Source organism: Egicoccus sp. AB-alg6-2, assembly GCF_041821025.1.
Classification (GTDB): Bacteria; Actinomycetota; Nitriliruptoria; order Nitriliruptorales; family Nitriliruptoraceae; genus Egicoccus.
This window is the reverse complement of the sequence record NZ_JBGUAY010000009.1, coordinates 119,005-134,691: the sequence shown is the minus strand read 5'-3', so window position 1 is coordinate 134,691 and position 15,687 is coordinate 119,005. Positions and strand designations below refer to the sequence as shown.

General features: G+C 71.2%; 18 protein-coding genes. 17 read left to right on the top strand and 1 reads right to left on the bottom strand.

Annotated features, from left to right (window positions below):
* The first annotated feature begins 76 nt into the window (after positions 1-76).
* Positions 77-1,249 carry an MFS transporter gene (locus ACERMF_RS16265; RefSeq protein ID WP_373670194.1) on the top strand — a complete coding sequence of 391 codons (1,173 nt, stop codon included), beginning with the start codon at positions 77-79 and terminating at the stop codon, positions 1,247-1,249.
* Here the strand turns inward: ACERMF_RS16265 and ACERMF_RS16260 are convergent.
* Entirely contained in the window at positions 1,246-1,785 is a 540-nt protein-coding gene (locus ACERMF_RS16260; RefSeq protein WP_373670193.1) for a hemerythrin domain-containing protein, read from the bottom strand. The two genes, ACERMF_RS16265 and ACERMF_RS16260, sit on opposite strands and share 4 nt — an antisense overlap.
* A gap of 254 nt (positions 1,786-2,039) precedes the next feature.
* Between ACERMF_RS16260 and mbhE the strand changes: the two genes are divergently transcribed.
* From mbhE to ACERMF_RS16180, 16 genes are all read left to right on the top strand, one after another.
* The gene (gene mbhE, locus ACERMF_RS16255; protein WP_373670192.1) at positions 2,040-4,949 is read left to right on the top strand and encodes a hydrogen gas-evolving membrane-bound hydrogenase subunit E; all 2,910 of its coding nucleotides are present in this window, start codon (positions 2,040-2,042) and stop codon (positions 4,947-4,949) included.
* On the top strand, positions 4,946-5,326 hold the full coding sequence (locus ACERMF_RS16250; RefSeq protein WP_373670191.1) for a sodium:proton antiporter: 381 nt from the start codon (positions 4,946-4,948) through the stop codon (positions 5,324-5,326). The genes mbhE and ACERMF_RS16250 overlap by 4 nt, the downstream gene beginning before the upstream one ends.
* Entirely contained in the window at positions 5,323-6,870 is a 1,548-nt protein-coding gene (locus ACERMF_RS16245) for a monovalent cation/H+ antiporter subunit D family protein (protein WP_373670190.1), read from the top strand. Before ACERMF_RS16250 ends, ACERMF_RS16245 begins: the two co-directional genes overlap by 4 nt.
* A complete protein-coding gene (locus tag ACERMF_RS16240; protein WP_373670189.1) occupies positions 6,867-7,211 on the top strand; it encodes a Na+/H+ antiporter subunit E in 345 nt (114 codons plus the stop codon). The genes ACERMF_RS16245 and ACERMF_RS16240 overlap by 4 nt, the downstream gene beginning before the upstream one ends.
* Positions 7,208-7,465 carry a monovalent cation/H+ antiporter complex subunit F gene (locus ACERMF_RS16235; RefSeq protein ID WP_373670188.1) on the top strand — a complete coding sequence of 86 codons (258 nt, stop codon included), beginning with the start codon at positions 7,208-7,210 and terminating at the stop codon, positions 7,463-7,465. Before ACERMF_RS16240 ends, ACERMF_RS16235 begins: the two co-directional genes overlap by 4 nt.
* A complete protein-coding gene (gene mnhG / locus ACERMF_RS16230) occupies positions 7,462-7,815 on the top strand; it encodes a monovalent cation/H(+) antiporter subunit G (protein WP_373670187.1) in 354 nt (117 codons plus the stop codon). Before ACERMF_RS16235 ends, mnhG (ACERMF_RS16230) begins: the two co-directional genes overlap by 4 nt.
* A gap of 210 nt (positions 7,816-8,025) precedes the next feature.
* The gene (locus tag ACERMF_RS16225; protein WP_373670186.1) at positions 8,026-9,516 is read left to right on the top strand and encodes a complex I subunit 5 family protein; all 1,491 of its coding nucleotides are present in this window, start codon (positions 8,026-8,028) and stop codon (positions 9,514-9,516) included.
* Entirely contained in the window at positions 9,513-9,749 is a 237-nt protein-coding gene (locus ACERMF_RS16220) for a hypothetical protein (protein ID WP_373670185.1), read from the top strand. The genes ACERMF_RS16225 and ACERMF_RS16220 overlap by 4 nt, the downstream gene beginning before the upstream one ends.
* Complete coding sequence (locus ACERMF_RS16215) at positions 9,742-11,484, top strand: Na(+)/H(+) antiporter subunit D (protein ID WP_373670184.1); 1,743 nt, start codon at positions 9,742-9,744, stop codon at positions 11,482-11,484. Before ACERMF_RS16220 ends, ACERMF_RS16215 begins: the two co-directional genes overlap by 8 nt.
* Positions 11,484-12,053 carry a Na+/H+ antiporter subunit E gene (locus ACERMF_RS16210; RefSeq protein ID WP_373670183.1) on the top strand — a complete coding sequence of 190 codons (570 nt, stop codon included), beginning with the start codon at positions 11,484-11,486 and terminating at the stop codon, positions 12,051-12,053. The genes ACERMF_RS16215 and ACERMF_RS16210 overlap by 1 nt, the downstream gene beginning before the upstream one ends.
* Entirely contained in the window at positions 12,053-12,346 is a 294-nt protein-coding gene (locus ACERMF_RS16205) for a monovalent cation/H+ antiporter complex subunit F (RefSeq protein WP_373670182.1), read from the top strand. The genes ACERMF_RS16210 and ACERMF_RS16205 overlap by 1 nt, the downstream gene beginning before the upstream one ends.
* A complete protein-coding gene (gene mnhG / locus ACERMF_RS16200; protein WP_373670181.1) occupies positions 12,343-12,714 on the top strand; it encodes a monovalent cation/H(+) antiporter subunit G in 372 nt (123 codons plus the stop codon). The genes ACERMF_RS16205 and mnhG (ACERMF_RS16200) overlap by 4 nt, the downstream gene beginning before the upstream one ends.
* On the top strand, positions 12,711-13,316 hold the full coding sequence (locus ACERMF_RS16195; RefSeq protein WP_373670180.1) for a DUF4040 domain-containing protein: 606 nt from the start codon (positions 12,711-12,713) through the stop codon (positions 13,314-13,316). The genes mnhG (ACERMF_RS16200) and ACERMF_RS16195 overlap by 4 nt, the downstream gene beginning before the upstream one ends.
* Entirely contained in the window at positions 13,313-13,750 is a 438-nt protein-coding gene (locus ACERMF_RS16190) for an MnhB domain-containing protein (RefSeq protein WP_373670179.1), read from the top strand. The genes ACERMF_RS16195 and ACERMF_RS16190 overlap by 4 nt, the downstream gene beginning before the upstream one ends.
* Positions 13,747-14,190 carry a cation:proton antiporter subunit C gene (locus ACERMF_RS16185; RefSeq protein WP_373670178.1) on the top strand — a complete coding sequence of 148 codons (444 nt, stop codon included), beginning with the start codon at positions 13,747-13,749 and terminating at the stop codon, positions 14,188-14,190. Before ACERMF_RS16190 ends, ACERMF_RS16185 begins: the two co-directional genes overlap by 4 nt.
* The gene (locus ACERMF_RS16180; protein ID WP_373670177.1) at positions 14,187-15,662 is read left to right on the top strand and encodes a complex I subunit 5 family protein; all 1,476 of its coding nucleotides are present in this window, start codon (positions 14,187-14,189) and stop codon (positions 15,660-15,662) included. The genes ACERMF_RS16185 and ACERMF_RS16180 overlap by 4 nt, the downstream gene beginning before the upstream one ends.
* Positions 15,663-15,687 lie beyond the last annotated feature (25 nt).

Below are 15,687 nucleotides of genomic sequence, written 5' to 3'. Positions count from 1 at the left end.
ATCGTGACCATTGATCGACGGGTCCTGCGCGATGCGTACGCTCCCGCGCCCGCCTCTCCCACCAGCAGGAACTGTCGTGACCGCGCCCGCCGCCCTGATGCCCGACCGGGCTGCCCGTGGTGCGGTGACGGCCGCGTTCCTCGCCAACGGCGCGGCGGTCGCCTCGTGGATCGCGCGCATCCCCGACGTCCGCGCCGGCCTCGGTCTGAGCGAGTCGGCGTTGGGCATCGTGCTCCTCGGCCTGGCGCTCGGCACCGTCGTCGCATTACCGCTCGCCGGAGGGGCCGTCGCCCGGATCGGCAGCCGCTCGGTGACGCTCGGCGGCGCAGTCGTGATGGTGGCGGTGCTGCCGTTGATCGGGCATGCACCCAGCGCGCCCCTGCTGGCCCTCACGCTGGTCGTCCTGGGAGCGGGGGTGTCGACCATGGACGTCGGCATGAACGCCCAGGGCGTCGGCGTCGAGCGCGGCTACCGGCGCTCCATCATGGTCGGCCTGCACGCCGCGTGGAGCGTCGGAAGCCTCGTCGGCGCGCTGGTGGCGACGGTGGCCGTGCGGTTGGGCATCTCCGTCGCGGTGCACCTGACGGCGATGGCCGCCGTGATCGGCGTCATGATCGCCCTCTGCGCCGGATGGCTGCGTGTCCGGGATCGTGCGGCCGTCGGTACCTCGTCGCCACGGTTCGCCTTGCCACGCGGCGCGCTGATCCCCATCGCGCTGATCTGCTTCGCAGCGGCGGTCGGCGAGGGCAGCGCCAGTGACTGGAGCGGCATCCACCTGCAGGACGTCGTGGGCGTGGCGGAGCACCGCATCACCTGGGCGTACGTCGCGTTCACGGCTGCGATGACCGTGTCCCGGCTGCTCGGGGACCGGTTCACCCGGCGGTTCGGGCCGGTCCTCGTGGTCCGCGTCGGCGGCCTGGTCGCGGCAGCCGGTTTCGCGCTCGTGACGCTGGTGCCCACGCTGAGCGCCGCGATGGCCGGCTTCACCCTCGCGGGGCTGGGGCTGGCACCGCTCATTCCCCTGTGCTTCAGCGCCGCCGGACGGGTCGCACGCACGCCGGGCGAGGGGGTAGCCGCCGTCGCCACCATCGGCTACGGCGGTTTCCTGGCCGCACCGCCGATCATCGGCGTGCTGACGGAGGCCATGGACCTGCGGGTGCCGCTGTTCCTCGTCGGCGCCCTGGTGCTGGCGATGAGCCTGCGTGCGCGCGTGCTGGACGCGCGCACGTCGAGCAGCGAACCGGGTTAGAGCTCGCCCCGCTCGCGCGCCTCCTGGACGAGCCGGCCGACGTTGCGCACGTCGCCCGGGTGGCCCTCGAGCAGCTGGTCGCGCACCGCGAGGAAGGCGCGACCGAGCTCGGACCGCTCGTCGTCGGCGACGTTCTCGCGGGCGGCGTTGAGGATGTCGCGTTCCTCCTCGTCGATGTGGTGGTTGAGCGCCTCGACGAGTTCCTCGAGCTTGTCCTCGAAGGCCTCTTCGTCCTCGACATCCACCTGCAGCAGTTCGAGCAGGGCCTCGTGTCCCTCGGCGTGCTCCTCGGAGCCGTGCTCGATCTCCTCGGCCTCCTCGGGGGCCTTCTGGCGCAGCGCCGGGTACACCTCGCGCTCCTCCGCCTCGGCGTGCGCGACCAGCAGGTCCGCGAGCGTCGCGAGCACGCCGGCGCGGTCCTCCTCACGATTGCGGAGCAGGCGGAACAGCCGCTCGAACTCCCGGTGGTCGGCCAGGATCAGCTCCACCACGTCCTCGGTCTCGGCCGTGCCGGCACCGCCATGGCTGTCGCTCACGTCGTACTCCTCGTGCGTCGGGCGGGCTCTCCGTCGGATCTCGTCCCGCCGGCGCATCCTGGCCACGGCCGCGCCAGCCCGGACGACAGGGCGCGGCCGGACGGCCACCGGCCTGAATGGCGCACCGATTCGGCGAGTACCGTGGCGCCGAACCTGCAGACACTGAAGTTGGTGCTCCCCCGACCGACGAGGTGTCGGACAGACCGGTCCGGCGCCGGCGCCCCGGTGCGTCGGCTGGCAGACGGAAACCCGTAGTGACACTCGCTCTCGCCGTCGGCACGGTGTTCGTCCTCGCGGCGTTCACCCCGCTGCTGGTCCGTCTCCTCGACCGTGCCGCGGGCTACGTCGGCGCGGGCGTGCTGGGCGCCCTCACCGTGTGGTTCGGGCTGCAGGCGCCGGCGGTGATCGACGACCGTCCGCTGACGCACACCACGGCCTGGCTGCCGGACGCGGGCATCGCCTTCGCACTGCGCCTCGACGGGCTCGGGCTGCTGTTCGCACTGATCGTGCTCGGCATCGGTGCGCTCGTGCTCGCCTTCGGGGCACGCTACTTCGCGGCCGGCAGCACGAAGACCGCCCGCTACCTGTCGCTGCTCACCCTCTTCGCGGGCGCCATGCTCGGGCTGGTCCTCGCCGACGACGCGCTGCTGCTGTTCGTGTTCTGGGAACTGACCAGCGTGTCGAGCTTCTTCCTCATCGGCGGCCTGGGCGAAGGCAAGCAGGGCGCGACGCGGGCCTTCCTGACCACCGCGATCGGCGGACTTGCCCTGCTCGCGGGCGTGGTCCTGCTGTCGGTCGCTGCCGGCACCGGTTCGCTCACCGAAATCCTGGCGGCCCGCGACACGGTGCTGCAGTCGGGTCTCGCCGAAGCCGCGATCGTGCTGTTGCTGCTCGCCGCGTTCACCAAGTCGGCGCAGTTCCCGTTCCACTTCTGGCTGCCCGGCGCCATGGTGGCGCCGACCCCGGTGTCGACCTACCTCCACGCCGCCACGATGGTCAAGGCCGGCATCTACCTGCTGTTCCGCTTCACCCCGCTGTTCGCCGGGGTCGCGTTGTGGCAGGTCACGCTCGTCCTCGTCGGTGGTGGTACGGCGCTGTTCGCCGCGGTGGTCGCCACCAAGCAGAACGACCTCAAGGCGCTGCTGGCCTACTCCACGGTCAGCCAGCTCGGCCTGCTGACGGCGATCATCGGCATCGGGAGCCCGGTGGCGCTCGCGGCCGCGGCCCTGCACACCCTCGCCCACGCGCTGTACAAGGCCGCCCTGTTCATGACCGTCGGCATCGTCGACCACGAGGCCGGCACCCGCGACCTGCGTCGACTCGGCGGTCTGCGCCGCACGCTGCCGCTGACCGCCCTGGCAGGCGGCCTCGCGGCGGCATCGATGGCCGGCCTGCCGCCGCTGCTCGGCTTCGTGTCCAAGGAGGAGATCTTCGCCGGGTTCCTCGAGGCCAACGACCCCGCGTGGCTGGGCATCGTCGGCGTCACCCTGGCCGTGCTGGCCAGCATCGGCACGGTGGCCTACAGCGCGCGCTACTACCTGCGCACCTTCGAGGGTCCCGAGCAGACACCGGCGCACCGGGCACCGGTGGCGTTCGCCGCTCCGGCCGCGATCGCCGGCCTCGCCGGCCTGGGGCTCGCACTGGTCGTCTGGCTGTTCGACCCGCTGGTGGACGCGGTGGGGCGGGCGACCACGGGCGAGGACCCCCACATGCACCTCGCCCTGTGGCACGGTCTCGGCCTGCCGCTGCTGCTGTCGAGCATCGTGCTCGGGCTGGGACTCGCGGCCGTGCTGTTGCACACCCGGGTCGAGCGCTGGCAGTCGCTGGTCACCCTGCCGCGCGGGGCGGACGCGTTCGACCGCGTCTACGACCGCGTGCTCGCGTTCGGGACCTGGATGGGACGTCCCTCGGTCCCCCACGCCCCCGCCGCCTACCTGCTGCCCGTCCTGGCCACCATCGCGGCCGTCGGCATCGCCGCGACCTGGCGGGTGGGGGTCGCCGACCTGGGCGAACCGGCCCCCTGGTTGCCGGTCGACTGGGCGATCGTCGTCCTGCTCGCGGGCTGCATCATCGGCGTCGTGCAGGCGCGCAGCCGTCTGGCCGCGATCGCCACGCTCGGCCTGGCCGGGTTCACGGTCGCCGGCTGGTTCATCCTGCTGGGTGCACCCGATCTCGCCCTGACCCAGCTGTTGGTCGAGACCCTCTCGGTCGCGCTGTTCGTGGTCGTCTTTCGGCGCCTCCCCTCGACCTTCGCGCTCGGCAGCCGCGTACGCAAGGGCGCGGCCGCCGTGATCGCGGTGGGCGTCGGGACCCTGGTCGGCGTCGCGACCTACCTGTTCACCGGCCGCCGCGGTCTCTCCGACGTCGGCGCCCGCTTCCTCGCCGAGGGAGAAGGGCTGACAGGTGGCGCCAACGTCGTCAACACCATCCTCGTCGACTTCCGGGCCCTGGACACCCTGGGCGAGATCACCGTGCTGGCCGTCGCGGGCGCCGCGATCTTCTCGTTGGTGCGTCTCTCCACCCGCGCCGCCCTGCCCCGTCCCGACCGCGAGGGCGAACCGACCCGACCCGAGCAGTGGGGCGGCATCGGGATGATCGACAGTCCGATCCTGCGCACCTCGACCGTCATGCTGGCGCCGGCGATGGTCCTCGCCTCGTTGTGGCTGCTGCTGCGCGGCCACGATGCCGTCGGTGGCGGCTTCATCGGTGGGCTGACGCTGGGTGCCGCCGTCGTGCTCCTGTACTTCTCGCGCGGGCACGAGCGGATCTGGCAGAGCCGCCTCCTGCGCACCCTGCCGCTGGTCGGTGGCGGTCTGCTGACCGCGGTCGCGTACGGCCTGGGCGGCTTCGTCGCCACCGGATCGTTCCTCGACGGTGCGAAGTGGTACCTGCCGTTCGGGCTCGAGGTGGCGGCCTCGCTGGTGTTCGACATCGGCGTGTACCTCGTGGTCGTCGGCCTCGTCGTCTCGATCCTGCGTCACCTCGGGCAGGGCATCCCCGAACCGCCCCCGGACCCCGACCGCATCGGCATCCCGGAGTGGGCATCGGACACCGGGCAGGCCACGCCGCGCGGACCCTCGGCGCGTCCGATGTCCCCGCAGGCGGACCTCGACCGCACCCGGCACGCCGACACCGACCGCCTCGCACGGGAGCACCGCTCGTGACCGCCGCCATCATCGTCGGACTGCTCGCCACGGGCGGCACCTACCTGATTCTGCAGCGCGGCATCGTCCGCGTCGCCATCGGGTTCACCCTGCTGGGCCACGTCGCCACCACCATCCTGGTGACCTCGGGCGGCGTCGGACGGCGCGGGGTTCCGTTCATCGGCGAACCCGGAAGCCCGGCCGACCCGCTGCCGCAGGCCTTCGCGCTGACCGCCATCGTGATCTCGTTCGGCATCACCGCGTTCCTGCTGACCCTGGCCTTCCGCGGCCGTGACGTGCTCGGCCACGACGACGTCGAGGACCACGAGGTGCACGACCACGACGACCTCGACGTCGACACGCTCGAGAGCACCACGTCGCCGGAGAGCGGCCGATGAGCACCCTGCTCCCCCTCCCCTTCGCGCTGCCCCTGCTCGTGGCCGCGCTCGGCATGGTGGTGCGCAACCACCGCCGTCTCCAGCGAGCCCTGACCGCCGCCATGCTGCTCGGGCTGATCGGTGTCGGTGCCGGACTGGTCGCGGCGACGTCCGGCGGCCGCGCCATCGCCATCGACGTCGGTGACTGGCCAGGCGGCCTCGCGATCACGTTCGTGTCCGACGGGCTGTCCGCGCTGCTGGTCCTGACCGTCACGGTCTCCGCGGCGCTGGCGCTGCTGTTCGCCGTGTCCCGCGACGAGGACCGCCACCCGCTGTTCCACCCGATGGTGGGCGTCCTGCTCGCCGGCGTGCTCGGCGCGATGCTCACCGCCGACCTGTTCAACCTGTTCGTGATGTTCGAGGTCATGCTCATCGGCTCGTACGTGCTGCTCACGCTGCGGGGCGGCCGGCGGCAGGTACGCGCCGGGGTGATCTACGTCACCGTCAGCCTGTTGGCGTCCACGACCCTGCTGGTGGGCATCGCCCTGCTGTACGGCACCGCCGGAACGGTCGCGTTCGCCGACCTCCACGGCATCGTCGCCGAGGTCCCGGCCGCCGCCGTCGGTGCCTCGCTGGTGATGGCCGCCATCGCCGTCAAGGCCAGCCTGGTGCCCATGCACAGCTGGCTGCCCCGCACCTACGTCGAGGCAGCGCCCGGCGTCACCGCCCTGTTCTCCGGGCTGCTGACGAAGGCGGGCGTGTACGTGCTGTACCGCCTGTACAGCATCGTCTTCGCCGGCGACCCGAGCTACCAGCAGCTGTGGCTGACGGTCGCCGGGCTCACGATGGTCGTCGGGGTGCTGGGCGCCGTCGGTCGGGGCGACATGCGCGGCATCCTCGCCTACCACATGGTCAGCCAGGTCGGGTACCTGATCCTGCCACTGGGGCTGTGGAGCCTGGCGGGGCTGACCGCCGGCATCGTGTACCTGGTCCAGTACGTGCTCGTGAAGGGCGCCCTGTTCGTCGCGGTCGGCACGGTCGAGACCCTGACCGGCACGGGCCGGCTCAAAGAACTCGGCGGGATGGTGCGGACGCGGCCGTGGCTGGCGCTGTCGTTCCTGCTGCCCGCCCTGGCGCTGGCCGGGATCCCCCCGACCTCCGGCTTCGTCGGCAAGTACCTGCTGATCCGCGCGGCGTTCCTCGACGCGCACTGGCTGGCCGGTGCCGTCGCCGTCGTGGTCTCCATGTTCACGCTGCTGTCGATGATCAAGATCTGGAACGGTGCCTTCTGGGGCGAGCTCACCGACCGCTCCCGCCGCGAGCCCCTGGCGGCCCGGTTCGGGCTGCGGCCCGTGCCGGCCGGCGCCGCCGGTGACGACGGCCCGGCGGTGCAGAAGGCGCCGACCAACGCCCGCGTCGCCGGCATGGTCACGCCCGCCATGATCGTGTCACTGCTGGTCATCGTGCTCGGCATCGGCGCCCAGCCGCTGATCGAGTTGGTCGAGCCGGCCGCCGCCGCGCTGCTCGACCCCTCCACCTACCTCGAGGCGGTGAGGTCGCTGTGAGCCGGGCCCTGCATCTGGTCCGTCGCCTGCCCTGGATCGTCTGGGCCGTCCTGGTGTTCCTGTGGGCGCTGGTGCTGTCCAACGTCCGTGTCGCCTGGGAGGTCATGACCCCCGGACTCGGGCTCACCCCCGCGATCGTGCGGGTCCCGACCAACACCCGCACCAACGCCGAGACCACGTTGCTGGCCAACATGATCACGATGACCCCGGGCACGCTCAGCCTCGAGGTCGACGAGGACAACCGCGACCTGTACGTCCACACCCTCTACTACACCACGCGTACGGCGTTCCTCGCCGACATCGCCAAGCTCGAACGCACCCTGCTGAAGGCCATGCGATGACCCTGCTCGACCTCGGCCTCGCCGGCCTGGCACTGTCGTTCGCGCTCGCACTCGTCCGCGCCGTGCGCGGGCCCAGCGTCGCCGATCGGGCGTTGGCCGCGGACGTGTGCCTCTACGCCATCGTCGGAGCCATCGCCCTGCTGACGCTGCGGACCACCTACGAGGAGTTCCTCGACGTGATCCTGATCGCCACGTTGCTCGGGTTCCTCGCCACCATCGCCCTCGGAGCGCTCGTCGGGAGGCGTGACTCGTGATCCTCGACGTCATCGGCGCCTGCCTGCTCGGGCTCGGCATCCTGCTGGTACTGCTCGGCGCGGTGGGACTGCTCCGGTTCCCGGACGTGTTCACGCGCTCCAACGCCGCGACCAAGGCGGCAGGCCTCGGGATCGCCCTGGTCCTGGCCGGGACCGCCTGCGTCATCGGCACGACCGAGGCGGCCGTCAAGATGACGATCGCCGTCGTGCTGCAGTTCGCGACCGCGCCCGTCGCCGGACACGTGATCGGGCGTGCCGCCTATCGCGCCGGCGCCCCGTTGTGGGACGGGACCGTCACCGACGAGCTGCAGGGCTTCGTCGAGCGACCGCACGAGGCCGAGATCGGCTGAAGCTTCGATGAAAGTTTGCCTCGCAGGGCCGAAATACGGCCATCGGGGTAGCCGGTCGGTTCGCGCCGTCCGGCGCCTTCAGTAGTCTCGAACACCCTCGCGACATCCCGGTCCCACGCCACGAGAACGGCGCGGGACGCGCCCAGGCCGTTCCTCGCCGGCCTCGGGATGTGCTCTCCCCCGTCGCCGTGTTCGTGCTCCCGGAGGCCCATGAGCCCCCAGGCTTCCCTGCTGCCGCTCGCCGCTGTCGGCGTGCCGGTCGTGACCGCCATCGCCATCGTGCTGGCGCGACGACTTCCTGCGCTGCGCGATGCCCTGCTCGTGGTGGGTGCGGTCGTCACCTTCGGCGTCGTCGTCTCCCTGGTGCCGAGCGTCCTCGCCGGGGACGTCCCGACCACCTCGCTCGGGAGGCTCGTGCCCGGCGTGGAGTTGTCGCTGCGGGCCGACGGCATGGGCATGCTGTTCGCGCTGCTGGCGGCGTTCCTGTGGGTGCTCGCCGGCTCGTACGCCATCGGGTACATGCGTGGCGACGGCGCCGCCAACCAGACCCGCTTCTACGCCTTCTACGCGTTGTGCCTCGCGACCGCGTTCGGCGTCGCCTTCGCCGGCGACCTGTTCACGTTCTTCGTCTTCTACGAGCTGCTCACGATCGCGACCTATCCCCTGGTCACCCACAAGGGTGACGCGAAGGCGATCGCGGCCGGTCGGCTCTACCTCGGGGTGCTGCTCTCGGGTGGCGTCCTGGTCCTGGCCGCCACGCTGCTGGTGTACGCCAACGTCGGTGACCTCGCGTTCACACCCGGCGGGCTGGTCGGCGACACCATGGGCACCGGCCTGACGGTGCTGGTGTTCGCCCTGTTCGCGGCCGGGTTCGCCACCAAGAGCGGCCTGATGCCGGTGCACCGCTGGCTGCCGGCCGCGATGGTCGCCCCGACGCCGGTCAGCGCCCTGCTCCACGCCGTCGCCGTCGTCAAGGCCGGCGTGTTCGCCTTCGGCCGCGTCATCGGGTTCGTCCTCGGCCCCGACGTGCTGCTCGACCTCGGCGTGCAGGGCTGGCTCTCGGTCGTCGCCGGCACCACCATCGCGGTCGCGTCGGTGGTCGCGTTGCGTCAGGACCACCTGAAGCGACGGCTGGCGTTCTCCACCATCGCCCACCTCGCGTTCATCGTGCTCGGGTTCTCGCTGCTGTCGCCGACCGCCTACGAGGGCGGCCTGCTGCACATCGTCAACCACGGCATCCTCAAGATCACCCTGTTCTTCTGCGCCGGCGCCATCCACATCGCGGCCCACAAGGACTACGTCAGCGAACTCGACGGCATCGGCCGGCGCATGCCCTACACCATGGCCGCGTTCGCGCTCGCCTCGTACGGGCTGGCCGCCCTGCCACCGATGGGCGGGTTCGTCAGCAAGTGGTATCTCACCCTCGGCGCCCTCGACGCCGACCAGCAGGTGTACGCCGCACTCATCGCCGGCAGCGGCCTGTTCACCGCCGGCTACCTGTTCCCCGTCGTCTACCGCGCCTTCTTCAAGCCGCTCTCCGACGACGCCCGTGCGCACCCCCACGGCGAGGCCTCGCCGCTGATGGTGGTGCCGCTGTGCGTGACCGCCGTCGTGGGCCTGCTGCTCGGCCTCGGCGACCTCGGTGGGATCTACTCGATCGCCGGCGAGGTGGCCGGTTCGGTCACCGGAGGGGGACGATGAACACCAGGCGGTTGTGGGTGATCACCGGCATCGCGCTGGTGGTGGTCGTCGCGCTCGACCTCGTGGTCCAGTACGCCCGCTTCCCGGGCTACGGCGCGCTGATCGGCTTCGGCGGCTGCGTCGTCATCGTCGTGGTCTCCAAGTGGATCGGCAAGCGTCTGCTCGAACGGCCCGAGGGCTACTACGAGCACGACGTCGCCCCCGACGTCCAGGAGGACCTGCGTGGTGGCTGACAACCCGCTCCTCCTGCACCCAGCGCTGCCGCTGCTGCTGGCCGCCGTGGTCGTGCGATTCGTTCCGCGGGTGGTGGGACAGGTCCTGTTGATCGTCGCGCCGCTGTTGTCGCTGGCGGCGCTCGCCGGCCTGGAACTCGGCACCAGCGTCGAAGCGGGCTGGTTCGCCTGGCAGCTCGAGCTGCTGCGGGTCGACGGGCTCGCTCGGCCGTTCGGGGTCATCTTCGGCATCGCGGCCGTCATCGCCGGGATCTACGGGCTGCCGACCATGAGCCGTGGCGAGCGCTCCTCCGCGCTCGCCTACGCCGGTGCGGCGATGGGCGTGGTGTTCGCCGGCGACCTGATCACCTTCTTCGTGTTCTGGGAGATCAAGGCGATTGCGAGCACCTTCGTGGTGCTCGCCCGTCGCGCCCCCCTCGCCGGCCGGGCCGGCATGCGCTACCTCTACATGCACGTGCTGGGCGGCAAGCTGCTGCTGGCCGGCATCGTGTGGCACTACACCGCCACCGGGTCGCTGACGTTCAGCGGGTTCGACGTGTCGACCGGCGGCGTCCTGATCCTGCTCGCCTGCCTGATCTCGGCGGCGGTCCCCCCGCTGCACGCCTGGCTGCCGGACGCCTACCCCGAGGCGACGATCGCCGGCACCGTGTTCCTGTCGGCCTACACGACCAAGGCCGCGGTCTACGCGCTGGCCCGCGGGTTCGCCGGTTGGGAGGTGCTGGTCTGGCTCGGCATCTTCATGGCGCTGTACGGCGTCGTGTACGCCGTGCTCGAGAACGACATCCGGCGCCTGCTCGGCTACCACATCATCAGCCAGGTCGGCTACATGGTCGCCGGCGTCGGCATCGGGACCCAGCTCGCGATCAACGGCGCCACCGCCCACGCCTTCGCCCACATCCTCTACAAGGGCCTGCTGCTCATGGGGGCCGGCGCGGTCATCTACGCGACGGGGCGTTCCAAGATGTCGGCGCTGGGTGGCATCGCCAACCGCATGCGCACCGTCCTGGTCCTCTACCTCGTCGGTGCTGCCTCGATCTCGTCGGTGCCGTTCTTCAGCGGGTTCGTCGCGAAGGAACTGGTCGTCGAGGGTGCCTACGTCGACGAGCGCATCTGGCTCGTCATCCTGCTGCAGATCGCCTCGGTCGGAACGTTCCTCCACACCGGCCTCAAGTTGCCGTACGGGGCCTGGTTCGGCCACGACGGCGTCGGCCCACGCACCAACGAGGAGGGGCACCACATCCACGTGGGAGCCGTGCCGCGCGCCATGATCGCGGCCATGGGCCTCAGTGCGGTGCTCAACTTCGGCATCGGGCTGTTCCCGAACCTGCTCTACGACCTGCTGCCGTTCCCGGTCGACTACCAGGCGTACTCGGTCGGCAAGGTGCTCGAGAAGAGCCAGATCCTGGTGTTCACCGCGCTGGCGTTCTTCCTGCTCCTCGGCCAGTTGCACGCCAAGGCGATGGTCACCGTCGATACCGATTGGCTGTACCGGCGGCTGCCGCTCCTGGTCCGGGACACCGCGAGCAGGGCGAGGCACCGGCGCGACCCGGTCGACCGGCCCGCGCCGGCCGAACCCGCGGTCCGCGGCCCGCTGGTGCGGGCCCGCACGGCGGTGCTCGCACGCACCGCCCAGCGCGAGCCGGGCGGTCCCCCGCCGGTCGCGGCGACCTGGACCCTCGGCTCGGTCCTGCTCGCCGCCGCCGTCCTCGTCCTCGTCGTGAGCGTGGTCCGCTGATGAGATCGCTGCGCACCCTCGTGCTGTTCGTCACCATGCTGGCCTTCTGGCTGCTGCTGTCGTGGCGCCTCGACCCGCTGTTCCTGGTGCTCGGTGTCGTCTCGGCCGCCGTCGTGACCTGGTACAGCCTGCCGCTGCTGGACGCGGTCCTCGGTGCCGCGAAGACCCGCCGTCACGTGCACGTCGGCTACCTGCTCCTCTACGTCGGCTGGTTGCTCACCCGTCTGCCCGCGGCGGGCGTGCACATCGCCCACATCGTGCTCGACCCGCGCGTCCCCCCGCGGCCGGGTGTGGTCCGCTTCCGCACCAACCTGTCGAGCCCGGCGGCACGGACCATGCTGGCCACCTCGATCACGATGGTGCCCGGGACGATGACCCTCGACGTCGACGGAGCCGAGTTCACCGTCCACGCCTTCACCCCCACGGCCGTCGCGGACCTGGCCAACGCCGCGACGCAGCGGCGGATCGCGAGGATCTTCGGCGACCCACCCGACGACCCCCCGCAGCTGCGGTGGGAGGAGCCGCGCCTGGAACCGCCACGCGACCCCGACCTCAGCGAGGCACCGTGATGGCCGACCTCAGCCTGTTCCTGGTCGGCGTCCTGCTGGTCGTCGCGCTGCTCATCGTCGCCGGACTCGTCCGCGTCTGGTCCGGCCCGACCGTGTTCGACCGGCTCGTCGCCGTCGCCCTCGTGTCGGTCAACGGGGTCGTGGTCATCGTCGTGCTCGGTTTCGCGCTCGGCCGGCCCGGGTTCTTCCTCGACATCGCCCTGGGCTTCATGTTGCTGGCGTTCCTGCTCCCCATCGCCCTCGGCCGCTACTTCGAGGGGCGCGGCGGCGAGCGGAAGGGGGACCGCCGATGATCGTCGTCTCCAGCGTGCTGATCGTGATCGGGATGGTCTTCCTGGTCGCCTCCACCCTCGGACTGCTCAAGCTGCCCGACCTGTACACCCGCGCCCACGCGGTCGCGAAGTCCGAGACGCTGGGGCTCCTGCTGCTCTTCGGCGGTTTGCTGCTGCGTCCCGAGCTGCAGATCGACGCCGCCTTCCGGCTCGCGTTCGTCCTGATCGCCTCGCTGATCCTGAACCCGACCGCCGTACACGCCCTGATCCGGGCCGCGCACCGCGCCGGCGCGCTGCCGGTCCAGACCGTGGGCCAGCAGGCCGCCGACGACGAGATCGGCCAGGCCCTCCACAGCGGTCCGACCACCGACGAGGAGGCGCAGCCGTGATCGTCCCTCTCGACATCCTGCTGTTCGTCACCCTGATCGCGACCGCGATCCTGGCCCTGCACGTGAAGGACCTGCTGGCGGCCACGGCGCTGCTGTCGGCCTACAGCCTGTTCGCGGCCCTGCTGTTCGCCGGGCTGTCGGCGCTCGACGTCGCGCTCGTCGAGGCGGCGCTCGGCGCGGGTCTGACCGGCGTGCTGTTCATCGCGGCGATCCTGGCGACCACGCGCCGCTCCGAACCGCGGACCGACCCCCGCCGGCGCCTCGTCGTCATCCCGCTGATCGTCGGGTTCGTCGGCCTGATGCTCTACGCCAGCGTGGACCTGCCCGACCGCGGTGACCCCGACGCCCCCGCCCACCGCGGCGTCGCGACCGCCTACATCGAGGGATCCCTCGAGCAGACGCAGACCCCCAACGTCGTGACCGCGATCCTGGCCGACTACCGCTCCCAGGACACGCTCGGCGAGACGCTGGTCATCGTCACGGCCGCGCTCGCCGCCGCCCTGGTGCTGATCCGCCGCGGCGGTGACGAGGAGGACGAGACCGGCTCCACCGATCCGCAGATCGTGCCCGACGCCACCGACGGCGGGGAGGAACGGCGATGACCGGCTCCTACCCCTCCGAGGTCGTCCGCGTCATCTGCGCCGTCGCGAGCCCGTTCATCGCGCTGTTCGGCCTGTACGTGATCGCGCACGGCCACTACGGGCCCGGCGGCGGGTTCGCCGGCGGGGTGTTCGTCGCGGTTGGCGCGATCCTGCCGCGGCTCACCCTCGACGAGCGCCTCGCCTACCGCATCTTCCCGCCGGCGGCCGGACCGCTGTCGGCTGGCATCGGGATGCTGCTGTTCCTGTTCGTCGCGGTGGTGCCGCTGCTGGTGGGCGGCGCCTTCCTCGACTACGGCGCCGTCGAGATCGCCGGCATGGAACCCGCCCGGGTGCGCTACCTCGGCATCCTGATCGTCGAGGTCGGGGTGGGGCTGGCCGTGTTCGGCGCGATGCTGCTGATCTTCGACACCATCACCGGGCGGGGCGCGCGATGATCGAATTGCTGCTCGCCCGCTACATCTACGTGCTGGTGCTCGTGCTGCTCGCGATCGGGCTGTACGGGATCCTGGCCAAGGGTGACCTGGTCAAGAAGGTCATCGGGCTCACGATCTACTCGACGGCGATCTACCTGTTCTTCATCGAGGGCAGCGTCCAGGACGACGCGACGGCGCCCATCATCGATCCCGCGCTCGGGTCGGATCCGCTGGCCTACGTCGACCCGCTGCCACACCTGCTGATCCTGACCGCCATCGTGGTCGGCGTCGGGGTCGTCGGCGTGGCGCTGTCGCTGCTGGTACGGCTGTACCGCGTGCACGGGACCCTCGACGAGGCGGTGATCGCCGACCGCCTCTCCGGCCGCGGCGAACCGCTCGGTGCTCCCACCGAGGACACCGCACCCGATCCCCACCCCGACGACGAGGGTGGGCGCTCGTGAACAACCTTCCGATCCTGATCCTGCTGCCCCTGCTCTTCGGTGCGGTCGTCGCGACGATCGCGGGGCTGTGGCGGCCGGCCGCCGCCCAGGCCATCGCGGTGGTGTCGACTGCCTCCTCGCTGATGCTGGCCGTCGTCGGACTGGTGCGCGTGGTCCCCGACGGCGCCATGACCCACGACCTCGGCGGTTGGGCGCCGCCGGTCGGCATCGAGTACGTCCTCGACCCGCTGTCGGCGTACCTCGCGGTCATCATCTCGTTCGTCGGTCTGCTGGTCAGCATCTACCCCGTGTCGGCCGCCTTCGACCTGCGGCCTGCCCGCGGGGCGCCGCTGTACCCGTTGACGCTGCTGCTGCTGACCGGTCTGACGGGTGTGGTGCTCAGCGGCGACCTGTTCCACCTGTTCGTGATGCTCGAGATCTACGCCATCGCGACCTACGGGCTGGTCTCGCTCGGCGGCGACCGCGGCGTGCTGGCGTCGCTGCGCTACCTGCTGCTGGGCACCCTCGGCAGCGGCCTGTACCTGCTGGGCGTCGGGTTCCTGTACTTCTCCACCGGCACGCTCAACATGGCCCACATGGCCGAGCTGCTCCCGCCGCTGGCCGACTCGCCCACGATCCTGGGTGCGATGGCGCTGATCGTCATCGGCCTGGCGCTGAAGATGGCGTTGTTCCCGCTGCACGTCTGGCTGCCGGACGCACACAGCTACTCGCCGCCGGGGGTGGCGGCCCTGCTGGCGGCCGTGCAGGTCAAGGCCGGCGCCTACGGGCTGATCCGGATCCTGTTCGACGTCTTCGGCCCGGCGTACGGCGACGGTCGCGGCCTGCCCGTGAGCACGGCACTGACCTGGTTCGGTCTGGCCGGCATCCTGGTGGGTTCCATCCTGGCGATCCAGCAGACCGACCTCAAGCGTCTGCTCGCCTACTCCACCGTCGCGCAGCTGGGGTACATCGGTGTCGGCATCGGGCTCGCCAACCCGCTCGCGCTGGTCGGTGCGCTGCTGCACGTGCTCAACCACGCCGTGATGAAGAGCGGCCTGTTCCTGGTGGCCGGCGGCATCATCCAGCAGACCGGGCTGAAGACGATCGCGAAGTTCGCCGGGCTCGGCAAACGGATGCCGTGGACGATGGCCGGCTTCGCCGTCATGGGCCTGTCGATGGTCGGCATCCCGCCAACGGCCGGCTTCTTCTCCAAGTTCTATCTCGTGTGGGGAGGCATCGAGACCGGCAACTGGGCCGTCTTCGCCATCGTGGTGTCCTCGAGCCTGCTGACGGCGATCTACTTCCTGCGCCTGTTCGAGCAGGTGTTCGTCCGCGAGCCCGAGCTCGAGGTGGTCGCCGCTGCGCGCGAGCCCGGCCCCCGCGTCGTGGGGACCGTCGCCGTCCTCGGCGTCGCGGTGCTGTCGATCGGGCTGTTCAACGCGGTGCTGGTGGACAACGTGCTGATGCCCGTCGCCGAGCGCATGCTCGGCTGACCGCCCGCCGTGGGTTCGGGGTCGC